Here is a 23,505-nt window from a genome sequence, read left to right as displayed (position 1 = left end):
CATGGGCTGGCTACCGGCGGGTGCCGACTACGAGATAACCCTGGAGAAGGGCAAGGTCGTCGCACGCAATGCGCAGGGTAAGGCGCTCAAGAGTCTGCCCAAGGCGCTCAAGGAGCATGAGGCAGTCATCGGGCTGCGCCAGCTCGCCGAGTGGTTGCGTCGGCATGAGGCGTCCTGCCGGACCGAGGCCGAGCAGTGGATGATCCGCTCGTTGCCGGTGCCGGTGAGCGTGCTGGCGCAGGTGTGGGCCGATGAGTCGTGGCGGGCGGCGTTGCGCGACCTCGTCGTCGTCCCGGTACGCGACGGTGACTGGGATCTGGCTGCTGCCGGACTGCTGCGGGATGCCGATGAGGCCAAGGGGCTGGGCGTGGTCGACCTCGACGGCGAGTCGGCGTTCATCACCACGGAGACGGTCGCCATCCCCCACCCGGTGCGCCTGCCAGATCTGGACGACCTCCGCGAGTTCGCCGCCGATCTCGGTGTCGAGCAGGGCACGTTGCAGCTGTTCCGGGAAGTCTGGCGCAAACCGGAGAGCGAGGCGGAGCAACGCCGCGAGCTGACCCGCTACGCGCGGGCGCAGTTCAAGGAGCTGCGGCATGTGCAGAGCCGGGCGGGCGCGCAGGGCTACCGAGTCCAAGGTGGTACGGCGGTCTGCCGAATCTGGGAGGCGGGCACGGTCGTGGTGGCGTCAGTGTGGATCGGTGAGGGCGATCCCAGCTACGAGACGGAGACGGGTGATCTGGTGTTCGCCGATGCCGCCGGGGAGGCCGTACCGATTGCCGATGTGCCGCCGGTCGCCTGGTCGGAGGGCTTGCGGATGGCCGCCGCGCTGTACGCCGGCCGCGTGGTCGAAGAGGAGAAGCGATGAACGAGGCGCTGCTGGACGCCGGGGCGATTCTTCCCGGCAAGACCCGGTCCACGGCGGCCGACATCGTCACTGCGCGGGCGTACCGGCATCCGGTCTTGGACGGGCGGACCGTGGTGCAGCTGATCGGCTCGGCCGTCGGCCCATCCGAGGACCTGACCATGGAGTTCCTCGGATTCACTCAGGCGGCGGCCCCGGTACCGGTCGGCCATGCCCGCCGCCAGGCGCTCGGCTTCCCCGCGTGGGCGCTCGTGCACGATCCGGCGAACGGGCGGCATGCGCTGGCGCTGGTCAAGGAGATGGAGAAGCTGGCCCGGGTCGCGCGGTCCAAGCCCGGCAACGCCCGCGACGGCTACGAGGAGTTGGCCGTCCGGCTCGGTGCGGCGGCGCCGCAGTTCCTGCCGACGTTCTGGGAGCAGGCCGGGCGCGCGTTCGTTGCTGCCGACAATCAGCGGATGGCGGGCGCGTGCTTCACCGCCGCCCGGCGGGCCGAACAGGTGCACGGACTGGTCATCGACGAGGAGCGCGTACGCGATGTGCACCTGGAGTTCGCCTTCGCCGGTGCCCTGACGGCGACGATGCTGGGCGAGTACGCCCGCGGTGTCTCCGATCGTCGCCCGGCCACGGAAGCGTACGACTTGGTGAAGACGTTGGCGTTGCGTCGCGTAGCCGGCGGGCTTGCCCCGCACGCGTCGATGGCCGTCGACCTTGCCCGGCTGGCGAAGGCCGCGGGCCTGGACGCAGAGCGGGAGGCCGATGAGGTCGTACGCCAGTTGCTCGGCTACCCGGCGATGGGCCGTGCGCATCCGTCGGTGTGGAAGTCGTACCGCAAGAGCATCGTCCGGCTGGGCAAGCGTGACGCGGAGATCCGCGCCCGGCTGGTGGCCATCATCCCGGAGCCGCCGGGCTGGCGCACGACTATGACCGATCAGTGGCTGGAATTGCTGGAGGCGTCCGGGGCGGCGGCCGATCTGATCGCGACCGACGGGCCGGGGTCGGCGAGCCGGTGGCTGGAGAGGACCTTGCGGGGCCGGCGCAACGGCCGTCGAAACGTCCTGCTGTTGTCTCTCGTGGAGCGGATGGCGCCACGGCTGATCGCCGAGGGCGGGGCCGAATTGGCCGTCAATCCCTGGAGCACCGACCTGGACGTCCTCGACGTGTGCCTGGCCGCCGGCGTGCCGGTCCGGATCGGCATGCCGAACCACAATGCGCGTCCTGAGTTCGGCGTGGCTTCCTGGGCGACCGACAGCGCCCCGGGCCGCCGAGATCTGACCTCGATCGCCGCCGATCCCACCTGGCGGCCCACGTTCGCGCGCGGCGTACGCTCAGCGATCTCACGGCTGCGGGACGGACGGGCGCTGACCAGTCCGGCGTTGCCGGACAGCACGTTGCGGGAGGCGTTCGGCGCCCGCGGTATCCGAGAGGTCCTCGTCGGACTGATCGAGGAGCAGACCGGTCGGGCGGGTGGCAGCACGCTCACCGAGCTGGACCAGGACCTGATCGAGCTGGCCGCGCTGTGGTCGCCGACCGGTATGGCCTTAGCCCCGGAGTCGTTCCGTCGTCTGCTGGACATCGACGTCCCCGCCGTTCTGGCGCGCTCGCTGCGGGCCGGTCTACCGGCCGAGCTTGGTTGGCCTGCGTACGAGGAGATCGCCCGGCCGAAGAAGGCCATCCGCATCGGTGCGAGCTGGCCGAACCTGGTGGTGCACGACGATCACTCGGCGCATGTGCTCACTCCGGACGGGCAGGCGACCGAGCACGTGTTCCGTTATCCGCCGGCCGGGCATCCGCACTCCCGGGCCGGGTACGCCTCGGCCAGTTGCTGGCTCGTCGACGGTGAGCTGCGGGTCGGCTGGCAGACCTACGGCCACGACGTCTTCTATTGGGCGTCGCGCCCGGATGATCGGATCGAGGACGATTCCCGGACGCAGGCGATGGGCTGGGGCGTACGCAGCCTGCCGCTGCCGATTCCGGGCGGTGGTGTCACCACCGGCGCCCGCCCGGTGCACGCCGGGGACAGCCGCCAAGCCGACGTGCTCTATCCCGTCGCGAGCGACGGGCAGGCGTACTGGCGTTGCGAATGGGTCGGCGACGACATTCGCCGATGGCGATGGCGGGAGTTCGATCCGCGTACGGGCGATGAGGGGCGTATCAGTGAACCCGCGTTCTTCGCCGCGGCCACGATGACGCAGACGCCTGGCACCGAGGCGGTTCCCGAGTCGGGCGAGCTGCGGCCCGCTCCCGCCGAGTTCGCGGGTTCGCCGCTGGGCTGGCGCGACGGCCTGATCGGCTGGCGGGTCACTCGCACCGCCGACGGTACCCACGTCGGTGAGGGCGTCGACGGACGCCGAGTCGAGTGGCGGCCCAGCGTTGCCGGGTCCGGCACCTCCGAGGTCCTCGTCGGCGCTTTGATGTTACCCGGCGCGACGGAACCGTTGCCGCTGACCTGCGTCCGTGCATATAACCAGCAGCACGTTCGCGTGTGGACAGCCGATGGCCGCTTCCTGCTGGCCGAGCCGAGCGAGCCGACCTCGACGCTGCCGCCGCTGCACTGGTGGCATGCACTGCGCGCTCGGGACGAGGCCGGTTCGGCGGCGTTGCGCGCCTTCGACGAGGCCACGGCGGCGGCGGTGATGGCTGTCGACGACGAGATCACGGGAACGGATCAGGTCAAGGCCGCGGTCACGGCGACCGTCGCGACCCACCTGTCGGCCGTGACCGACCCGGTGCTACGCGGCCGGATCATCGAAGTCGTGGCGCGTGCGGTGCGACTGCGCCGCCGCATCGCCACCGTCGCCGCTCATCTGGAGACCGCGCCGTCGCCGTCGCCGGTGGTGAAGGAGGTGTCGGACGAGGCGTTGCGGCTGGCCTGGGAGGGCCTGACCGATGGGCACCGCAGCTACTACTACAGCGGACAGTCCGGGGCCCGATACGAGACTCTCGAACAGATCTCGCAGGTCGGCGAGGTGCTCGCGGGCGCCGCACATCCGGCGATCCCGACGGTCTCGGCGGCATGGACCCAGCTGCTGCCCGGGCTGGGTGCGGTCGCGCTGCGGGCTGGGTGCGCGGCGACCAGCGACGGCAATCGCAAGGCGTTGGCGGCCCTGCTCACCCAGATCGCCGGTACGCCGTTGGCCGGCGACGGCCCGCCGCTGCGAGTGCTGGAGCTGATCCACTCCCGGATGGCGGATCATCCGGTCGAGGTGCTGACCGACGGGGACCGGATCACGGTCCTGTTCCCCACCGAGCAGCGCTACGTGTCCAATGGCAGCCAATGGCGGCGAGCCGCGCTCCAGGTCTCGCCGGACGGGACCTTCGCGGTTCCCGACGGCTTCACCGTGGCCGCCGAAACCCGCGTCACCGCCCGGTATACCGGCGCGCGGCTGCGCGAGTTCTGCGCTCTGCTCGCCGAGCGGGGTCCGGCGGCGTGGCGGCCCGAGGCGGCCGAGCAGCTGGCGGCAGCCACCGGCATGACCCGCGCCGAGGCGACGTTGCTGCTCGCCGGGCTGCCGGGGATCGACAGGTGGGAGGCCAACTTCCTCACCGCGGAGCAGCGCGGCGTCCTCGGCATCACGGCGACGCACGCCAAGGTAGCCCGCGCATCGCTTCAGGAGCTGGCGCCCCGGCAGCGCATCAGGCTGCTCGACGCGGCGCTGCCGGTCGAACCGGCTGATCTGTGGGACCGCGGCCCGGACGTCGACGCGGTCGCCCAGATCTGGCTCACGCTGCGCGGACGTCGGGTCGTCATCCCGGAGGATCTGGTCGCCGACCTGGCCCGTGTGATCGACAAGGCCAAGGCGGCGGCCCTGTTGCAGGCGATCGTCGCGCCGGCGGCCGGCGACTGGCTGTCCACCGACGGCCGCAGCACGTCCGGCTCCTACTACCAGCTCAGCACCGTGTCCAAGGCCGGAGTGGCCTTCGACATGCATTGGCTGCACGCCGCCGCGACCGCCCTGCCGTGGCTGGCGCACCGGCTCAGCTGGGACGATCCCTTGCGGGCCGCGCTGCCTGCGGCACTGGAGCTGGTACGCGTCCGGCTGCGTAACCCGGATCTGCTCGTCGGTCACGGGATGCACCAGTCCGATGAGCGACCCCAGGTCGGACCGGCGTTGGTGGACGGACACTCGACCAGCCACTACACGGCGTACCACCTGGCGCCGGCGCACCTGAGCGGAACTGATGATCCGGCGCTCGGCTTCATCGACCATCAGACCCAGATGGCGTTGCGGATCGTGTTGTCGGACTGGATCGACGATGTGGTGTCCGCCCCGGACGGCGCACACGGCGATCCGCACGATCCGGCGGTCAGCGTTCCCGCCGTGGTCGCCCAGGTAGGCGAACGTTTCGGTCTCGACGCGGCGGCGGCTGCGTACTATTTGCAGCTGCTCGCGTTGCCTGACGTCGCCGACAAGACGGTGCTGGCTTGGAATCGCTGGAAGCCGGCGCAGCTGCGCGCCGCGCAGCAGGCGTTGCTGGCGGCGGACCTGGTGGTGGCGGCCAAGCGGGAACGTGCGGGGCGGCCGGTGTTCCTGCCGGGCGGCTGGCAGCCGGCCAAGCCGCCGAAGCATCCGATCGAGGCTTGGAAGCAGCCGTTCTATTTGGACACCGGGTACGCGCAGCTGGTGACGCGGTCGCTGCCCCGGTTGTTCACCGCTGCGTGGGACCGGGTCGCCGCCGGTGACCTACCGCGCTACCTGGACTTGACGAGCAAGCCATGACCGCCGCCGCATCGTTGGGAGAACCCGTGACCGCCCGCCAGATCGACCCGCCGGAGTTCCGGTACGCCGACGAGCTGGACTTCCTCGCCGCTGCCGACGAAGGGCCGCGACCGCCGGGCTGGCGGCTGACCCCACGGGCAGTGGTGACGTTCGTCGCCGGTTCCGGTGGCGTGCCCGTCGAGGGCCCGGACGGCAAGCGGGTCATCGAGCCGAAGTTCGTCGGCGAGCGGTCGCTGGTGGAGCGGTGCGTCGTCACCCTCGCCGGCGAGCGAGCCCTGCTGCTGGTCGGGGAGCCGGGCACGGCCAAGTCGATGCTGTCGGAGCTGCTGTCGGCGGCGATCTGCGGCACCAGTGCGCTGGCTGTGCAGGGCACCGCAGGCACCAGCGAGGACCAGTTGCGCTATGGCTGGAACTACGCGCTGCTACTCGCGCAGGGCCCGTCAGCCGACTCGCTGACGCCGTCGCCGATCCTGACGGCGATGGCCACCGGTGCGGTTGCCCGGGTCGAGGAGATCACCCGCTGCCTTCCGGAAGTGCAGGACGCGCTGGTGTCGCTGCTGTCCGAGCGGCGGATCAGCGTGCCGGAGCTGGCCGGACAGGACGGAGCCGTGGCGTACGCGGCCCCGGGGTTCTGCCTCATCGCCACGGCCAACCTGCGCGACCGGGGTGTCTCGGAGATGTCGGCCGCGCTCAAGCGGCGCTTCAACTTCGAGGTGGTGCCGCCGATCGCCGACTTCGACGCCGAGGTCGCCCTGGTCACCCGGCAGGCCCGGGCGGCCGTCGAGCGCGGCGGGGCGCCGTTCACGGTCGACGAAGCGGTGCTGGAGACGCTGGTGATCGCGTTCCGGGATCTGCGTACCGGGCAAAGCGCCGAAGGCTGGGAGGTCGAACGGCCCTCGTCGGTCATGAGCACCGCCGAGGCGGTCGCGGTCGCCGCCTCGCTCGGCCTGTCGGCGGCGTACCTGCCCGGGCCGGATCCGTTGTCGCTGCTGCCCGGCCACCTGCTCGGCGTGGTACGCAAAGACGATCCGGCCGACGCGGCCCGGCTGCTCGCGTACTGGGACGGGGCGCTGCGCCGCCGGGCCGAGAGCGGCTCCCGGATGTGGCGCCAGCTCTGGGAACACCGGGACGTGCTGGGTGACTGATGTCCGGGCCCACGTCGAGGAGCTGGCCGGGCACGAGCGGGTGCAGCTGATCGGCGTACGCCATCACTCGCCGGTGCTCGCCGCCGCCGTCGGACCGCTGCTGGACGAGTTCGCCCCACAGACCGTGCTGGTCGAGCTGCCCGGCGAGATGCAGGACTGGGTACGCTGGCTCGCCGATCCGGGCACGGCCGCGCCGGTCGCTCTCGCCGCCGCCGGGCCGGACGGTCCGCGCGCGTTCTACCCGTTCGCGGACTTCAGCCCCGAGCTGGCCGCCGTGCGGTGGGCGCAGCGGGCCGGCGTACCGGTGGTGTGCTGCGATCTGCCGATGGCCGACCCAGCCTGGAAGAGCCGGGCACGGCTGGACGGCGGGGAGACGGATGGGCCGACGCTGCGCCAGACGATCCACAAGGGCCTGTCGGGCCGGGCCGGGGATGATCTGTGGGATCGGTGGGTCGAGGCGGCCGCGCCTGGCAGCCGGCCGGAGGCTGTCCGGCGGGCTGCTCTGGCTGCCGGGTGGGCGCTACGTCACGACGCCGGAGCCGACGTCGACCCGCTCGATCTGCGCCGGGAGGCGTGCATGCGTGGCCACATCGCCGGTACGCCCGGCCGGATCGCCGTTGTCGTCGGAGCGTTCCACGCCCCGGCGTTACTGGACGGACCGGCCCTCACCGAGTCCGGTCCGGTGACTGGCGTTGGCACGAATCCCGCTGAGGGCAGCGTGATCTCGCTTGTGCCGTACACGTTCGACCTTCTCGACGCACGATCCGGGTACCCGGCCGGCATCCGTGATCCCCGGTGGCAGCAGGCCGTCCACGCGTGCGGGGCCACCCCGGACGGCGTACGCGCGGCCGCACACGGCTTCGCCGTGGAGATCACCCGCGATCTGCGTACGCATGGCCAACCGGCCGGTCCGGCGGAGGCGGCCGAGGTCGTCCGGTTGGCCGACGATCTGGCGGCGCTGCGGTCGCTTCCCGCACCGGGCCGGGGCGAACTCGTCGAAGCGTTGCAGACCGTCCTCGCCCAGGGCTCACCGACCGGTGGCGGGCGGGGTGTCGCCCGGGCCATGCAGACGGTCCTGGTCGGGCACCGACGCGGAAGGCTGCCCGCGAACGCTCCCGTCACCGGGCTGCGTCCTGCGGTCGAGGAGCAGCTCGCTGCGCTGAAGCTGCCCGGCCCTGGTTTGGCGTACCGGCGGATTCGATTGGACCCACTGCGCTCACCGACCGATCGCGCCCGGGACCTGGCCGTACATCGGCTGGCCGCCTGCGGCGCCCCGTACGCCGGCGCGGACCAGACCGGCACGGCGCAAGACGAAACCCTGACCACTACCTGGCGTCTGGAGTGGACACCCGCTGTCGACGCGGCCCTGGCCGTCGCCGGGCTGCACGGTGTCACGCTGGATCAGGCTGCGGCGGGCATGCTGACCGCCCGGCGACGCCGCGAGCAGGAGGCCGGCGGCACCACCGCCGAACAGGCCCTGGCCGGTCTGACCACGGCCGCTGCCTGCGGGCTGCCGGTGCTCGTGGACCGGCGCCTCGCCGACGTGCGCCAAGCCGTCTGCCACGGCGGCACCATCGAGCAGATCGTCGCAGCGCTACACCTGCTGCGTCGTCTCGAACGCGGCCACGTTCCCGGCCTCACCGAGTTTCCCGCCACCGCAGCTGATGTACGCACGGACCTGCACGCCGCCGCCGTCGGGGCAGTCGCCGGCCTGGCTGGCTCGACCCGAGTCGAGGAAGCGCGCGCCCTGCGGGATCTGGTGCAGGCCGCCGACGAAGCGGGCAACCTGCTACGGCTGCGGCACGAAATCGGCGCGCTTGCGCGGGACGGCTCACCACTCATGCGGGGAGCCGCGGCGGCCGTCGGCGTCCTCCTCGGACACGACGACCCGGCCGCGTTCGGCGCACGTGTGGCGTCCTGGATCGACCTGCCCGGGACTGAGGCGAGCGAACGGCTTCGGGGCGTGCTGAGCATCGCCGGGTCCCTGTTGCAGGCCGGTGGGGCGCCGCTCGATCCGCTCGTCGAAGCGGTCGACGGCCTGTCCGACGACGAGTTCGTCCGGCGCCTGCCCGCACTACGCGGCGGCTTCGACGCGCTCAGCCCCGCCGACCGGGACCGGTTCCTCACGACCGTGTCCGAACGGCATGGGGATATCGGCGACCGGCTGCCGACCGATCCCCGCGCGATGGCCGGCTGGCTCGCCGCCGACCGGGCAGGACTCGCCGCGCTGACCGCCCTCGGGCTCTCCGCAACAGCGGCAGCGCATGAACCGGCCCCGCAGCAGTCCACGCAAAGCCAGCCGGCGGCGGGTGCGATCACCGCCCAGGAACGGTGGCAGCTGCTGCTCGGCCGCGAATCCGACAAGCTGAGCGACGGCCGCCGTCAGATCGCCACTGCCCTCGACGAGCTGTACGGGGCCGGGCGAGGTGAGGGCGCGTACACGGTGGACGGCGGTCGCGGCGGCGGCCGGGAGCAGGCGTACCCGGACGTGCGGCAGTGGCTCGACGACCTCGAAGCCCTGTTCGGCACCGCCGTCCGCGACGAGGTCCTCGCCCGCGCCGCCGAACGCGGCCGGATCGACGCGGTCCTCGCCGCCGACCCCGGCCAGGTCCGGCCCTCGGTCGACCTGCTGCACACCGTGCTCTCCCTGGCCGGTGGCCTGCCTGAAGCCCGGCTGGCCAAACTGCGCCCGTTGGTCGCGCGCCTCACCGCCGACCTGACCGCCCAACTGGCCCGGCGAATCCGACCGGCCCTGACCGGCATCGGTACGCCCCGGCCGACCTACCGTCCCACCGGCCGGCTCGACCTGGCGGCGACTCTGCGCCGGAACCTGCACACCGTACGCACCGGCGCCGACGGACGCCCGCAGGTGCTCCCGGACCGGCCTGTGTTCCGCAGCCCGGGCCGCCGCAGCGTCGACTGGCAGGTCATCCTCCTCGTCGACGTTTCCGGATCGATGGAGGAGTCGACGATCTGGGCCGCGCTGACCGCTGGTGTGCTGGCCGGCGTGCCCGCGTTGCGTACGCATTTCGTCACGTTCTCCACCGAGGTCGTCGACCTCACCGACCGGGTGACCGACCCGCTGTCGCTGCTGCTGGAGGTCCGCGTCGGCGGCGGTACGCACATCGCGGCGGGTCTGCGTTACGCCCGCCAGATCATGACGGTGCCCAGCCGGACACTGGTGATCACGATCAGTGACTTCGAAGAAGGCTTTCCCATCGGCGACTTGCTGAACGCCACCCGCGCGCTGGCCGACGACGGCGCGATCCTCCTCGGTTGCGCCAGCCTCGACGACCGTGGCAGTCCCCGGTACGCCACCGGCGTCGCCGCCCAACTCGTGGCAGCCGGCATGCCGATCGCCGCGCTCAGCCCGACCGAACTGGCGTCGTGGATCGGAGACAAGGTCCGATGAGCCTGCCGCCCGTGGACGCTGGAGTCGCGGCCGCCGCCGTCGCCGTATTGCCCACCCGGCTGCGCGCCCGCCTCGACGCCGCGATCGAGCAGGCTCGGGGCTGGCCGGTCGAGCCCGGGCCAGGCGCCGTCCTCGTCCGCCCGGACGAGCAGACGACCGTCACGCTCACCACCCCGGTGACTACCGATGACCGCGCGGTGTGCAGCTGCCTGCTGGCGCCGCGCTGCTTACATCGCGCGGCAGTCCTGAACGCTGCCCCGATCCTGGGCAGCGCGGCCACTCCCGCCTCCACGGAGAGTCCTGAGGCCGAACCTCCACCTCCGTCCGCCATCGACACGACGACAGCACAGCAGGAGGCAGCCCGCATTCTCCGCTCCGCCGCGGCCGCGCTCCTCACCGCGGGCATCTCCGGCACCGGCGCGGTGGCCCAGGCCGACCTGTTACGCGCGGTGCATCAGGCACGCATCCACGGTCTCCACTCGGCCGCCACCGCAGCTGTGGAAGCCGTCGAACTCATCCGTGCCGCCCGGCGCGACGATCCCCGTTTCCGACTCGGTGACGTGACCGATCGCGTACGCGAACTCCTGGTCACCTGCCACCGCGTCGCCAGTGGCGACGGTGCGGCGCTCGGCGTGGCACGACGTGACTACGAACCCGTCGGCGACCTGCACCTCTACGGCCTCTTCTGCGAACCGGTCCGCGCAGCGACCGGCCACGCCGGTGCGGCAACCTACCTGGCCGACGCCACGGGGCGGGTCTGGGTGGTGTCCGACGTCAAGCCGGTGATCGCAGGCGTCACCATCGCCGGCCCGGCGTCAGCGGTGGACCTCGGCGAGGTCCGGCTGAGCCACCACGACCTGTCCCGAGCAGGCCTACGCGCGGTCAATGCCCACGCCTCCTCGGCAGGCCGGCTCAGCCACGGCCGGGCCCGCCAAGCGGTGGCCACGGCCGGCACATCCTGGTCCGATGCTGCACTGGACGTGCTCTGGCAAGCCACCATCACAGACCAAGTCAGCCGCTGGCTGGCCGCCGCGAGTCTGCCCACGCACGACCGACGCGCCGCCGACGACCTGGCGTTCCTCGACGGCATCGTCGCCGGTGCCGACCGGGGCGGCCTGATCCTCGTCACGACCACCGGCGTCCAGGTTACGGTCACCGCCCCACACGACGACCCTGCTCTGCCTTACGTCGCCAACCTGCGGCAGCTGGCCGCCCACGCCACCGGCCATCGGGTACGCCTCATCGGCCGCTTCCTCAGCGCACGTCGTGCCGCTGGGCTGGCACTTTCCGCAGCCTGGCTACCGGACCGGCACCGCGGCCACATCGACCTCGGCTCCACTCACCTGACCCGGGCCGACCTGCCCGGCGCTACTACTCCGCCCATCGGCCCGGTCGAGCCGCCGCCGATGCCACCCCTTCACCTCGTACGCCACCACCTCGAGCGGGTCGTCGCCACGGGACGGGCAGCGCTGCTGTCCGGAGTCGGCACAGACGCGCATCGGTTGACCGGTACGCACCTCGGCACTGGCGCGGCGGTTCTGCGGGAGTTGGGCGCGGCCGGCGTTCGGCGTACGCGTGACGCGTTCGGCCGTCTCGACCCGCATGATGCGGAGCTCCTGGCGCGGGCCTGGCTGACAGCGGCGGTGTACGAGCAGGCGGCAACGCGGGAACTGATCCACTCATCGTGGACGAGCGAGCGAGGAACTCCGTAGTCCTATCGAACAGCTCGACTGAGGCATCGACATCCTGCTCGCCAGAATCATGGAGATCCTGATCAACATCGCCGACCGGCACACATTCACCGGTCCGGTACAGACGTCACCCTCGTTCCCTGCGGCGCTATCGTGAAGTGTGTCCGATCTTGACCAGCTCATCCGTCGCGTTCGCGAGTTCGCTCAGGCTCGCGATTGGGAACAGTTCCACACGCCGAAGAACCTTTCGATGGCCCTCGCCGGAGAAGTGGGTGAGCTTCTCGCGGAGCTCCAATGGCTCACCGACGACCAGGCCCGCGAGGTGATGACTGATGCGAAGGCCGCCGACCGGCTGCGCGGCGAGATCGCCGACGTCTTCATCTATCTCGTGCGCCTGGCTGACGTCCTCGGCGTGGACCTCCTCGACGCCGCTCGGGCAAAGCTCGACGAGAACGAACGCCGCTACGACGCCGCGACGCACTACGGGTCGGCGCGCAAGGCTCCCCCACTGTCCTAACGCGCTTGGTATTCTGCGGCCTGCTGAGGAAATGCGGCCCGACGGGCTTCCGCTGAACTGCGGACACGCCCCCCACCGCACGATGATTCGTGCTGCCTGGGGGTTAGCCTGTGACCGCGCTGCGGCGTACGGCGAAGAGTCTTGCCGCCTCGTCTCCGGAGTCTCCCCTCGAACGGCGGCTGAGCGAGTTGATCGCTGAGCATGTAAGCAGGACGACGTTGCGTCGTCCGTCGGAGTCCGAGGTGCGGTCCTGGGATCGCAGCCTTCCGGTCCTGGCCGGTGACCTGGTCGACGCCGGGCTCGGCGACCTGGAGATGCTGATCGAGTATCAGCTGCCGCTGACGAGCAAGCGGGCCGATGTCGTACTCGCCGGAGTCGATCGGCGTACGGGGGCGGACTCGTTTCTCATCGTCGAACTGAAGCAGTGGAGTCGCGCTGAGGTTGACGAGGACAATCCGGAGCTCGCCCTGGTCGACGGCGTTCGCGGAGACGGGCGCCGACTGAACCCGCTCACCCAGGTGGCCGGCTACTGCGACTACCTGACCGACTTCGTGACGTCCCTCGAACACCACGCAGATGCGGTCGCGGGGGTGGCGTACCTGCACAATGCGGCCGACCGAGACGTCGCCGATCTGCGGTCGAGCGCAGACCATCCCCGCGTCCGCCTGTTCAGCAAGACCCGCCGACACGAATTCCTCGAGTACCTCAAGGAACGGTTCGCGCAGGAGCCCGGTGACGAGGCCGCGGATCGTCTGTTGTCCAGCGCGGTGCGCCCGTCGAGACAACTCATGGCAGTCGCCGCCGACGAGATCAAGAACCGGGAACAGTTCATCCTGCTCGATGAGCAACGTTATGCGTACGAGCTGGTGCGAACCGCGGTGGAGAAGGCGCGGCGCGCGGACAGCAAGCAGGTCGTGATCGTCACCGGCGGACCTGGCAGCGGCAAGAGCGCGATCGCCCTCTCCGTACTGGGCGAGCTATACCGGCAGAACCGCCACGCGTTGCACGCGACCGGGTCGCGGTCCTTCACGCTGACCATGCGACAGCACGTGGGCAAGGGCTCCACGCGGGTCAAGGGCCTGTTCAAGTACTTCAACGACTTCATGAGCGCCGAGCGCAACGACCTGGACGTCCTGATCTGCGATGAAGCGCATCGCATCCGGCAGGTCTCGACCAGCCGGTTCACCCGGCGGGATCTGCGGTCCGACCGCCCGCAGATCGACGAGCTGATAGCGGCGGCGCGGGTGCCGGTCTTCCTGCTCGACGAACACCAAGTTGTACGCCCCGGCGAAATCGGCACGGTGTCGGCGATTCGCGGTCACGCGGAGTCTCTCGGGCTGCCCGTCGAGCAGGTCGACTTGGACGCTCAATTCCGCTGCGGCGGCAGCCGCCGTTACGAGGTGTGGGTCAACCGCCTGCTCGGCCTGGCCGACGGCGGGCCAGAACAGTGGACAGCCGACGAGCGCTTCGAGGTACGCCTCGCCGACAGTCCCACCGAGCTGGAGCACACCCTCGGCACCGAACTTGGTCGCGGATACGGTGCCCGCATGACGGCTGGCTACTGCTGGCCATGGAGTGACCCGCGCAAGGACGACACCCTCGTTCCGGATGTACGGATCGGCAGCTGGTCCCGGCCCTGGAACGTCAAGAACGACCGCTCCGTCGGCGACGCGCCGCCCTCTGCGCTCTGGTCCACCGCCGACGGCGGGTTCGGCCAGGTGGGATGCATCTACACAGCTCAGGGTTTCGAGTACGACTGGAACGGTGTCATCATCGGCCCGGATCTGGTTGCCCGGCATGGCCGGTTGGTCACCCAGCGCAAAGAATCCCGTGATCCGGCGATCGCCAAGCGGAGTGTCACCGACGCGGAGGCCGATCAGCTCATCCGGAACACATACAAGGTGCTGCTCACGCGCGGGATGATAGGCACCTACGTGTACGCGGTGGACCCAGAGACTCAGAAGTTCTTCCATTCGCTTCTTCGGTGAGTCCTCGCGACGATAGCCATTTCGTCCCGCTCGACCGCACCGAGAGCCCATGATCCGCTTGGATCAAGGAGAGATCTCCCTGATCCAAGCGGATCATGAGGCGCTCAGAACACGGTCAGGAAAGGCGGACCGCCTGCAGAACCGTCTGGTCGACGCGGTTGCCGGCCGCGTCCACCGCCACGACGCGTACGCTCAGCGCACCCGTCCCTGTCACGTGCGGCGTGACGGCGTATCCGCCCTGGGTGCTGCGCACGGTCGCCGACGTCCAGTGTGCGCCGTCGTCGGTGCTCGTCCAGACCTGCACTCCGGTGATCCGGGGTGCCTGCGGGTCCTGGTGGTACGCCTCGACCGTGAAGCCTCGCGCCGGCGTGTCACCGAAGTGGTACGCGACGAACACGAGCGGATCAGCGGCGCACGGGTCGGTCGACTCTGACACGAGGGTGCCGATGCAGATCGAGCCCGCGCCCGGCCGGTCCGCCGCGGGGGCGGCCGACGTGAAGTCCCACTGGGTGTGCACCTCGCCGTAGGACGACAGGCGATAGTCGGTCGCCAGCCGGTACGCCGAGCTCTCCGACGGCAGCGTGTACGCGACCAGGCCGGCGACCGAGCCCTGGGGCACTTCGACGCCGTTGCGGTAGAGGTGCGCCGAGTCGGCGTCGTAGCCGTAGAGGCCGCTGGACAGGGAGCGGTCGGATTCCATGTAGCCGATGGGATAGAACGTGTTCCCCTGGCGGCAGTAGGAGCACAGCTGCACCGGGTTCAGCGTCGTTCCCCAGCTGCCCGGCTGGGCGGCGAGCACGTCCGGGACCTCGGCGGGGCTGCCGGGGACGAACGGGCGGGCTGCCCATTCCTGCGTACGCCGGTTGGTGTCGGCGTACACCCGCAGGGAACTCTGGTACATGCCGGGGCTCTGAAGCTCGTCGCGGTGCACGAGTTCAGGGGAGATCGGTCCGGTGTACTCGGTCCGGGTCGTGGGTGCGGCGAACGGCTCGGCGACGCCGCCGGTGAGGAACTCGTTGGGCTGGAAGGCCGAGGTGACCCGGCTGTCCAGCACGTCCTGCGCGGTGTCGGTCCGGTACACGGCCTTGGTCGGGGTCAGGTCGGCGGACCGGACGGTCAACCGCTGGTCGGCCGGGATCTCGCCCTGCTCGTAGAACTTCAGGTCGTAGATCTCGGTGGCCGTGCCGCCGTCGGTGTACGCGACGCTGACGGCGCCTTTCGCCAGCCGGGCCCGCAGGGCGGCCGCGTCGGACGGCGTCACCGAGACGAACGGCATCGGCGGAGTCGGGTCCTGACCGATGATCCAGTCACCGCGGAGCGGCAGGGCGCAGAACTCCCCTGGCGTCGCCGACGGCGTCTCCGGGTCCATGAGGACGCCGACGGCACCGGCGCGGATGGCGTTCTGCAGTTGCCAGTCCATCACCGCGCCCAGCGAACCGCCGAAGCACTGCAGGCCGGTGCTGTTGGCGACGGTCAGCAGGACGAGCTTGCCGCGGGCGTTGACCTTGGCGAAGTCGGCCTCGGTCCCCTCCCCCGCCGCGACCACGCCGGCCGTTCCGCGAGTGGCCAGCCGGTACATCGGGTAGCCGGGGAAGGTGGCGTACGACGGATACATCGCGTGCAGGGCCTGGCCGCCCTTGCCGGCGATCGCCATGGTCACCGGCGTCACCCCGCCCACCCAGCCGAGTTCGAGCCGGAACTGCCCGGTCGAGACCCGGTCGGACGGCGTCACCCAGTACTGGTGGTTGCCGTACGAGCTGAACATCAGGTCGGAGGCGTAGCGGCCGTCCGGCAGCGTACGGGCGTCCTGCAGCATCGCGTTGTAGGTGGAGGACGGCCGGGGCGTCTGCACCGATATCGGCCGGGCCTGGGCCACCTCGAAGGCCACGTCCGTGGCGCCCGCGACCGTCACCTCCGGCTTCTCCAGCAGGACGTTCTGGTCGTACGCGTCGTGGTAGAACGACACCCAGCCGCTGATCCAGTAGGTGCCTGACGGCACGTTGGCCTGCAGCCCGTAGGTGGTGCACGGATCGATGTCGGCGCAGCCGAGCAGGTTGGCCGTGAAGGCCTGACCGGCGGCCGGGCCGGTGATGCCCATGAGGTTCACGCCCATCACGCACATCGTGGTCCGGACGGCGTTGCAGGCGAAGACCTGGTGGTCCTTGTCGGCCGCCAGATGCACGGTCACCGTCACGGGATAGGTCGCGGTGTACGCGGGACTGGTCGCGTACCCGAGGATGTGATCTTTGAGCCAGACGCGCGCGATGCCGGAGCCGAGTCGCCCGCCGGGCGCGACCGCGGACCAGAAGGAAGCGGCCTGACCCAGGTCGAGGGCGAGTTCGGCGGTGTGGTCGGCGTTGGTCTTGGCGATCGTCGCACCCGGGAAGTTGGTGTTCGGGTTGGCGGTGCTGGCGTATTGGACGACCACGGGGAGGCGGGCGTCCTTGGCCGCGTAGCCGTGGTCGGCGAGCCAGGTGACGTCGAACAGCCCTGGGTCGACCGCCGCGCCGAGCCGGGCGACGTCGGCGGGCAGCGCGCTGATCCGCTGTACGCCGCCGGCCGACCCGGTCGCGGTGATCTTGATCGTGGGGCCGCCTGGACGCGGCTGGGCGGTGGCGGTGACCCGTCCTCCGGCTGCGGTCGGCTTGCCGGCGGCACTCAGCCGCACGGAGTCGCCGGTGATGAGCGGTACGGTGACCGGCTGGGCGGTTCCGGCCTGCGCGGCCGTGAACTGTTGCGGCGCACCGGATCGGGCGGCTGCGGCGGGGGTGCCGCTGATCGTGGCGGAGGTGACGCTCGCCAGCATCGCCGACGCCACAAGCGCGACGCCCACCCTCCTCATGGATTGTCTGCGGTGGTTCATCGGGCCGCTCCTTCCGTGAGCGTCCAGTCCTTGCGGGTGACCTTGTCCGGCGCGGCCGTGACCGGGCCCGACACCGTCGTGTAGCCCTGCGCGCCGGCCGTGTAGGTTCCCGTGCCGTTCGCGAAGAGCCAGTAGAAGCCGTGCGGCACCGCCGGATCGTCGGACGCCGCGCTCAGCGCCCGGCTGGTCGGCCCGGCGATGGTCGCGTTGTCGATTCCGGACTGGCCGGTGTTCTGCACGACTCCGGCGATCAGGCCGCCCGATGCGGCGACGCAGGAGTGCGTACCGAGGAAGACGTCGTCGACGCCCCACCACCAGCCGTCGCGCGCCTCGTAGTGGAACCGGACCTTGACCTGTGTACGCCCGGCGGCCTGTGGCAGGGCCACGGTCTGCGCCCCGAGCACGTTGGTGTCGGCGGCGCGCCAGACGGTCATCCATCGGCGGCCGTTGTCGACGCTGAGGTCGACGGTGGCGTGCTGCCGGACGGCCTTGGCGTAGTACGCGCTGTCGAACCGCAGTTCCGGCGCGGACTGCCCGGCCAGGTTCACGGCCGGAGACGTCAGGTACGCGTCCCCGCTGCCCGACGCGAGCGCGAAGGTGTCGTCGCCGCCGGGCGGAGGCGACCGGTCGGCCGGGTTGTCGAACACCCAGCCCTGCGACTTCCAGCCGGAACGGTTCGCGAAGCCCGTCTCGTAGCCGTTCCACCGGTAGCCCGGGGCCGTGCAGGCCGTCAGGTCGGCGGAGATGCGGACGTCGTGGCGCAGGTCGGCACCGCCCAGGTGCACCGGAGCCGCATCAGCGGTGTAGCCGGGGTAGACGGCTGCCACGTGGACGGTGTAGTCCCGGTCGTTGACGAGCCGGACCGTGTACGCGCCGGTGAACGGGTCGGTGTAGACGGCACCGCCGGGGTAGCCGTCGATCGTGATCCGCGCGTAGACGGGCCAGCCGTGGCCGCTGCCGTCCAGGACGGTTCCGGCGAGCATGCTGCTGTCGACTGGACGCAGCTGCGCGTCCGCGGTCACCGTCTGTCCTTCCGCGACGGTCACCTTCTGGCCGGTGACCGCGCCGTAGCCGTACTTGTCGAAGGTCAGCGTGTAGGAGCCGACGAGCGCTCCGTCGATCGCGTAGGTGCCGTCGTCCGCGGTCGTGGTCGCGTACGCGCCGGGGTCGGCTTTCACGGTGGCGCCCGGGAGCGGCTTGCCGTCCCCGTCCGTCACGCGGCCGGCGATGCGCCCGTGCGGTCCGCCGGACAGCGCGCCGACGCCGTTCGGACTGCCCAGGCCGGTCGGCCCGTCCCAGCCCGGCCCCGCCTGGCACAGCTGCGTACCGCAGTCGGCCACCACGCCGTCGGTCACGTCGAACAGGTGCGCCGACTGCTGCGGGTCGTGGTAGGGGAACGTCACCGGGTCGCTGTCGGCGGCCGGGCGGCCGGCGAGTGCGTACATGGCCGCTGTCAGCGGCGCCGACAGGCTCGTCCCGCCGACCTGCAGCCAGCCGCCGTTCGTCGTGTCGAAGACCCCCAGACCCGTCGCCGGGTCCGCGACGGCCGAGATGTCGGCGATCGCACGCTGGTCGCATCCCGTGTTCACACCGTTCTGGTACGCGGGCCTCGGCTCGTAGATCGAGCAGCCCGACCCGGCTCCGGGGCCGCCGGCGGGGCTGCCCCACGCGGCCTCGTGCCAGCCGCGCGCGGAGTCGTCACGGGTCAGGCTGGTTCCGCCGACCGCGACGACGGCCGGGCTGGACGCCGGGTAGTTCACGACGTAGCCGGTGTCCCCCGTGGACGCGGTGATGACCGTCCCCGGGTGCGTGTAGTGCTCGTCGATCTGCAGCTCTTCGCCGAACTCCCCCGGTACGCCGTACGAGTTGGACACGAAACCGGCGCCCATGCGTACGGCGGTGTCCACAGCGGCGGCGAGGTCGTCGACCGAGGCGCTGTCGCCTTCGACGAGCAGGATGTGGCAGTTCGGGCAGGCGGCCGAGACGGCGTCGAGGTCGAGCGCGGTCTCCAGCCCCCAGCCAGGGTCGTCCGGCGGGTACGCCGTCCCGCCGCGCTGGTCGACCTTGCGGAAGCAGCCGTTGGCGGTGGTGCACGCGGGCAGCCCGTAGTGCGCCCGGAACACGGCGAGGTCTTCCTCGGCGTGGGAGTTGCCGAGCGCGTCGACGATCGCCACGGTCTGCCCCTGCCCTGCGTCGGGCAGCTTGTACGCGTCGCGGATGTCCGCCGGCCCGAGCGCGGTCGCGGGCGGGCCGTCGGCTGCGGCGGCCCGCAGGCTGTGGTCGGTGCCGGTGAGCACCATGGCGTAGCACTGCGCGGTCCGCGGGGCGGTGCGCTGGTTGCAGTCGGCCGGGGTGTAGCGGTCGCGCACGCTCGGGTCAGCGGACAGGCCCGCGGTTCCGTGGGTCCCGCCGGGTGCAGCGGTGGCGATGGCGGAGGCCGCCGCCGAGGTGAGGGCGAGGGTCAGGGTCAGCGCGGTGACGATCCATCGCCGCGCGGAGAGGGGTGGTGACATGGGGGTACGCCTTTCGTCAGCCGTCGAGGGGGTGGTCAGCCGTCACAGGGGCTCGTACTCGTCGTCGTGCCCGCCCTGGTCCGCGGAATCCACATCAGACGCAGGGGGTTCCGATACGGGCGGCGTGGGGGCAGAGGCGTCGGCGAGTGGTGGCGGTGAACCGTGTGCCGGTTCGTCGTCGGTGCTCACGCACTGAGTCTTGGCTTGTGCGCCGCAGGTGACGAGACGGCAGATGCCGGGTTTAATTCCGCTACTGCCCCGGAAAAATTGGGCGCGGACCGCCCTACGCTGGTCCGAGAAGATCTCGTTCGACGGCCGCGACCGCCAGCGCCGTACGCGACGACACCCGCAGTTTGCGCATCGCCGACTCGATGTGCCCGCCGACCGTCTTCACTGACAGCGTGAGCGCCTCGGCGATCTGCGGGTTCGTCTGCCCGGCCGCCACCAGCCGGACGACCTCCACTTCGCGCGGCGACAGCCGATCCCCGTACCCGGGCCGCCCGCGCCGGCGCGGTTCGACCGGGGTCTTTCGCGTGACAGCCGAGGCGGTCTCCCGCAGCCGGGCGGCATCGGTCGACGCCCCCAGCGCGCGCAAGCCCTCTGCTGTTTCGGCCAGCAGCGCCACACGCTGGTGATCGAGGAGGCAGAGTGCTTGCCGTTCCCGGGCCAGCAATGCGTCATAGGGCCGCGCTGCGATCGCGTACGCGTCAGCAGCGGCGGCGAACGCATCGGGATCGGGTCGCAGGATCGCCTCGCCGAGGCGAAGCGCTGCCGCCTGGGCCGGGGCGTCGTCGGGAATCCCGGCCGCGTACTCCCCTAGCAGCCGCTCGGCGTCGACGAATCGGCCGGCGGCGAGCAGGGCGTCCAGGCGTACGGGGAGCAGCTCGGCAGCCCACAGCCACAGCCCCTTGTCCTCGATCATCTCCGCGGCCTCGCCGGAGATCCGCACCGCCTCGCCGACCTCCCCCGCACGCAGCAGCAGCCGCGCGGTGGCAGCCATCGGCTCGACCAGATGATCGACGGCGCCCGCCTGCTCGGCCAGCTCGATCGCCACCGCGAACTGCGCCCGCGCGGCCGCCGGATCGCCCGTGGCCGCTGTCAGCTGTCCGATCACGACGGTCGCCTCGCTGCGGGTGAGGGGCTGCAACGCCGGATCGCCGGCCAACGCGACCACCCGGGGCAGCAGACCCGCCCAGTCCTCGCCGGTGAACCAGTCCACGTGCGCCCGCGTCGTGACGATCATGTCGTGCAGCAGCAGATGCTCGTGCTGCTCCGCGAGCGTTCGGGCGCGCTCGAGGCGGGCGCGGGCGTCGGCGTACCGGCCCCAGGTGAGAGCGGCGTGGCCGAGGTTGAGCTGTCCGGCGGTCACCAGCGACGCGAGATCGGGCGTCGCCGGAGCGTCGGGAATCTCGGCCGCAGCCGCCCAACCCACCGGGTCGCCCAAGGTCAGCCGCGCGGTCACGCTCGCGATCACCAGCCGCAGCCGGTCCGGTGGCGCCAACGCGTGGGTCAGCGGCGCCGCTCGCTCCAGCCAGCGCCGGTGCGCGTCCGCCGGCACACCGCGCCCACGCGGCCGGGCCAGCAGCATCATCGCCCGCGCCGCCTCGGCCGGCCGATCCACCAGCCCCGGCATCGCGGCCTCCAGGGCCGCCCGCCCCGCGTCGTACTCCTGCAGGTAGAACAGCACCTCGCCGGACAACGCCAGCGCCTCCGCCCGGTCACCCGCCGCGTCAGCGCCTTCTCCTTTCTGCAGTACGCGAGCCAGCTCCCGGTAGCGGGCCGGATCGGCGACGCTGCTCAACGGGATCATCCGGGCAAGCCGGAGCACCACCGGCACCTCAAGTTCCGCGTGCAGCAGCAGGTCGAGCAGGAGCCCTACCGCTCCGTCCTCGTCACCGGCGGCGAGCGTACGCGCCGCGGCCCGCTCGGCGTACTGGCACCAGGAGGCGACGTCACCGGCTTCGCGATGGTGGCGGGCCAGGCGGAGCAACGGCTGCGGCTCGACGGATTCGAGCAGCTGTGCGGCCCGGGCATGAGCGCGGCGACGCCACGGGATCGCAATCGCGTCGTGCACCGCCCGCGCCGCGAGTTCATGCCGGTGCGCGAGCCGCCCCCGCTCGTCGGCCACCAGCAGGCCGGAGTCCATCGCCGCCAGCGTCGCGTCGAGAGCAGCCTCCTCGGACAGCCCAGCGACCTGCGTCAGGACGACCTCCGTAGCGGACGCCGACAGCACCGCTGCCGCGTACAAGAGCTGGCGAGCTTGTGGATCGAGCCGGTCGACGCGCTCGCCGACCGCGTCCCGGACCGTCGCGGACACCGCGATGCCGGTGAGCCGGCGCCGGACCCACCGGCCGTCACGGCGCACGAGGTCGGAGCGCGCGTGCATGAGCCGGACCGCTTCCTCGACCGACAGCGGCACCCCCTCCGTACGCTCATGCACGAACGAGGCGAAACGGTGCGAGATGGGTTCCCCGCCGAGCATCGACGAGATCAGCCGGGCGGTGTCGGCGATGTTGAGCGGCGCGAGTTCGAGCCGCAGCGTAGCGCGCGCGGACAGCCGCCGCAGTAGCGAGTCTGGGGGCACGTCCTCGGGCCGATAGCTGACGACCAGCGCGACCTCGGCGGCCGGTCGAGCGGCCAAGAACACCAGGAATTCCAGTGTGGCCGGATCGGCCCAGTGCACGTCCTCGACCACCAGCACCCGTACGCCCAACGCCGCCAGCAGCTCGGCCAGCGCACGCAGCATCCGGTGTCGCGCCGCGGACGGATCCGCGACCGGCTCCGGCGCGGGCGGCAGATGATCCGTCCACTCGGGAAATACGGGCCGCAGCGCGCCGGCGAGTGGCGTCAGTTCCAGGCCTTGCGGGGTGTCGACCGCTTGCCGGAGGGCGTCCACAATGGTGCCAAGGGTCAGCGGTTCCCGGAAGGGCGGGCAGACCGCGTGCAGCACGCGCGGCCCATCCTGTCTGTACCGCCCGTGTTCCTCCTCCGGTCTGTACGTCGGGAGGGCAGCCCGGATCAGCCGGGACTTACCCACTCCCGCCTCGCCTTCGACCAGTGCGACGCCCGAGCCGCCCAACGCCTCGCCGCGCGGGGCGTCACCGTGGATGAACGCCTGCAGCGCCGCCAGCTCGCGGTCGCGGCCGACGAGCCGGGGCGCGGCGATCGGGTGGGAGCCGGCCATGATCCACCAGCTTGCCCTTTGATCACCGTCAACGGAAGCCCCCGGCCACTCGCAGACGAGCTTCCGTGCGCCTGGCGGTTGTCCTTGGTTCGGTGACTGCTCCGATCGAGGCCCGGCCAACGCGGTCGCCGGACGGCTAGGTCAACGTATGCCTTGGAGCTTCATCGCAGGGCGGCGAGGTGTCGGCGGGCGGTGCGGGTGGAGATGCCGAGTTGGGTGGCCACGGTGGTGGTGTCGGCGTGGGGGTTGTCGGCGAGGAGGTTGGCCACTTTGGTTGCGGTGTTGACCGGTAGTGGCCGCCGGCGGGGCGACGGGGCTGTGGAGGAGGGCGGGTGGCCGTTGGGGGGTGGCGGTGCTGTTGGTGGCGTATTTGTGGCCGGGGGTTGGCCGTGGGTGTGTGGTGGGGTCGGGGTGGTGGTGGCGGTGGGTCGGCTGGCGGCTCGTGGCCGGTCGGGTGGGGTGGTGGCCGGGGGTTGTCCGGTCGGCCGTTTGCGGGATCGGCTGGGGGTGGTTGGTTCGGGTTTGGGTTTGCCTTGGCGGGAGAGGACTTCGATGGCCAGGAGGAGGGTGATGGCGGGGATGGCGGCGGTGATGCGGGAGCCGGGGGTG

General features: G+C 71.4%; 10 protein-coding genes and 1 pseudogene. 7 read left to right on the top strand and 4 right to left on the bottom strand.

The window, feature by feature from the left end:
• The first annotated feature begins 1 nt into the window (after nucleotide 1).
• The 7 genes from AB0M47_RS08200 (at nucleotide 2) to AB0M47_RS08170 (ending at nucleotide 14,336) form a co-directional block, all read left to right on the top strand.
• Nucleotides 2–868, top strand: a complete 867-nt coding sequence (locus AB0M47_RS08200; protein WP_363410352.1) for a DUF4132 domain-containing protein — start codon at nucleotides 2–4, stop codon at nucleotides 866–868.
• Nucleotides 865–5,583, top strand: a complete 4,719-nt coding sequence (locus AB0M47_RS08195) for a hypothetical protein (protein WP_363410349.1) — start codon at nucleotides 865–867, stop codon at nucleotides 5,581–5,583. Before AB0M47_RS08200 ends, AB0M47_RS08195 begins: the two co-directional genes overlap by 4 nt.
• Nucleotides 5,580–6,728 (top strand): AAA family ATPase, encoded by a 1,149-nt coding sequence (locus AB0M47_RS08190; RefSeq protein ID WP_363410346.1) that lies wholly within the window; start codon nucleotides 5,580–5,582, stop codon nucleotides 6,726–6,728. Before AB0M47_RS08195 ends, AB0M47_RS08190 begins: the two co-directional genes overlap by 4 nt.
• Nucleotides 6,721–10,140, top strand: a complete 3,420-nt coding sequence (locus tag AB0M47_RS08185; RefSeq protein ID WP_363410343.1) for a DUF5682 family protein — start codon at nucleotides 6,721–6,723, stop codon at nucleotides 10,138–10,140. Before AB0M47_RS08190 ends, AB0M47_RS08185 begins: the two co-directional genes overlap by 8 nt.
• Nucleotides 10,137–11,852: a hypothetical protein gene (locus AB0M47_RS08180; RefSeq protein ID WP_363410340.1), complete on the top strand. Its 1,716-nt coding sequence runs from the start codon at nucleotides 10,137–10,139 to the stop codon at nucleotides 11,850–11,852. Before AB0M47_RS08185 ends, AB0M47_RS08180 begins: the two co-directional genes overlap by 4 nt.
• Nucleotides 11,853–11,991: 139 nt before the next feature.
• Entirely contained in the window at nucleotides 11,992–12,348 is a 357-nt protein-coding gene (locus AB0M47_RS08175; protein WP_363410337.1) for a nucleotide pyrophosphohydrolase, read from the top strand.
• Between the two features lie 110 nt (nucleotides 12,349–12,458).
• Complete coding sequence (locus tag AB0M47_RS08170; protein WP_363410334.1) at nucleotides 12,459–14,336, top strand: DUF2075 domain-containing protein; 1,878 nt, start codon at nucleotides 12,459–12,461, stop codon at nucleotides 14,334–14,336.
• Nucleotides 14,337–14,451: 115 nt separating this feature from the next.
• On the opposite strand, the gene AB0M47_RS08165 is transcribed toward AB0M47_RS08170, so the two are convergent.
• From AB0M47_RS08165 to AB0M47_RS08150, 4 genes and pseudogenes are all read right to left on the bottom strand, one after another.
• Nucleotides 14,452–17,199 (bottom strand): hypothetical protein, encoded by a 2,748-nt coding sequence (locus tag AB0M47_RS08165; protein WP_363410331.1) that lies wholly within the window; start codon nucleotides 17,197–17,199, stop codon nucleotides 14,452–14,454.
• Nucleotides 17,196–19,712 (bottom strand): carboxypeptidase regulatory-like domain-containing protein, encoded by a 2,517-nt coding sequence (locus tag AB0M47_RS08160; protein WP_363410328.1) that lies wholly within the window; start codon nucleotides 19,710–19,712, stop codon nucleotides 17,196–17,198. Before AB0M47_RS08160 ends, AB0M47_RS08165 begins: the two co-directional genes overlap by 4 nt.
• Nucleotides 19,713–19,995: 283 nt before the next feature.
• Nucleotides 19,996–22,896, bottom strand: coding sequence for an AAA family ATPase (locus tag AB0M47_RS08155; protein ID WP_363410325.1), 2,901 nt, complete (start codon nucleotides 22,894–22,896; stop codon nucleotides 19,996–19,998).
• A 161-nt stretch (nucleotides 22,897–23,057) separates the two neighbouring features.
• Nucleotides 23,058–23,505, bottom strand: a pseudogene (locus AB0M47_RS08150) (hypothetical protein); the annotation flags it as partial.

It is taken from the genome of Hamadaea sp. NPDC051192 (assembly GCF_040682475.1).
In the GTDB taxonomy this organism is placed as follows: Bacteria; Actinomycetota; Actinomycetes; order Mycobacteriales; family Micromonosporaceae; genus Hamadaea; species Hamadaea flava.
Note: the sequence above shows the minus strand (reverse complement) of the source record. Positions and strands in the feature narration are given on the sequence as shown.

What these genes read in the sequence shown, in the direction of transcription:
- AB0M47_RS08200 (WP_363410352.1), top strand. Translation starts at nt 2, where the DNA reads ATGGGCTGGCTACCGGCGGGTGCCGACTACGAGATAACCCTGGAGAAG.
- AB0M47_RS08195 (WP_363410349.1), top strand. Translation starts at nt 865, where the DNA reads ATGAACGAGGCGCTGCTGGACGCCGGGGCGATTCTTCCCGGCAAGACC.
- AB0M47_RS08190 (WP_363410346.1), top strand. Translation starts at nt 5,580, where the DNA reads ATGACCGCCGCCGCATCGTTGGGAGAACCCGTGACCGCCCGCCAGATC.
- AB0M47_RS08180 (WP_363410340.1), top strand. Translation starts at nt 10,137, where the DNA reads ATGAGCCTGCCGCCCGTGGACGCTGGAGTCGCGGCCGCCGCCGTCGCC.
- AB0M47_RS08165 (WP_363410331.1), bottom strand. Translation starts at nt 17,199, where the DNA reads ATGAACCACCGCAGACAATCCATGAGGAGGGTGGGCGTCGCGCTTGTG.
- AB0M47_RS08160 (WP_363410328.1), bottom strand. Translation starts at nt 19,712, where the DNA reads ATGTCACCACCCCTCTCCGCGCGGCGATGGATCGTCACCGCGCTGACC.
- AB0M47_RS08155 (WP_363410325.1), bottom strand. Translation starts at nt 22,896, where the DNA reads ATGGCCGGCTCCCACCCGATCGCCGCGCCCCGGCTCGTCGGCCGCGAC.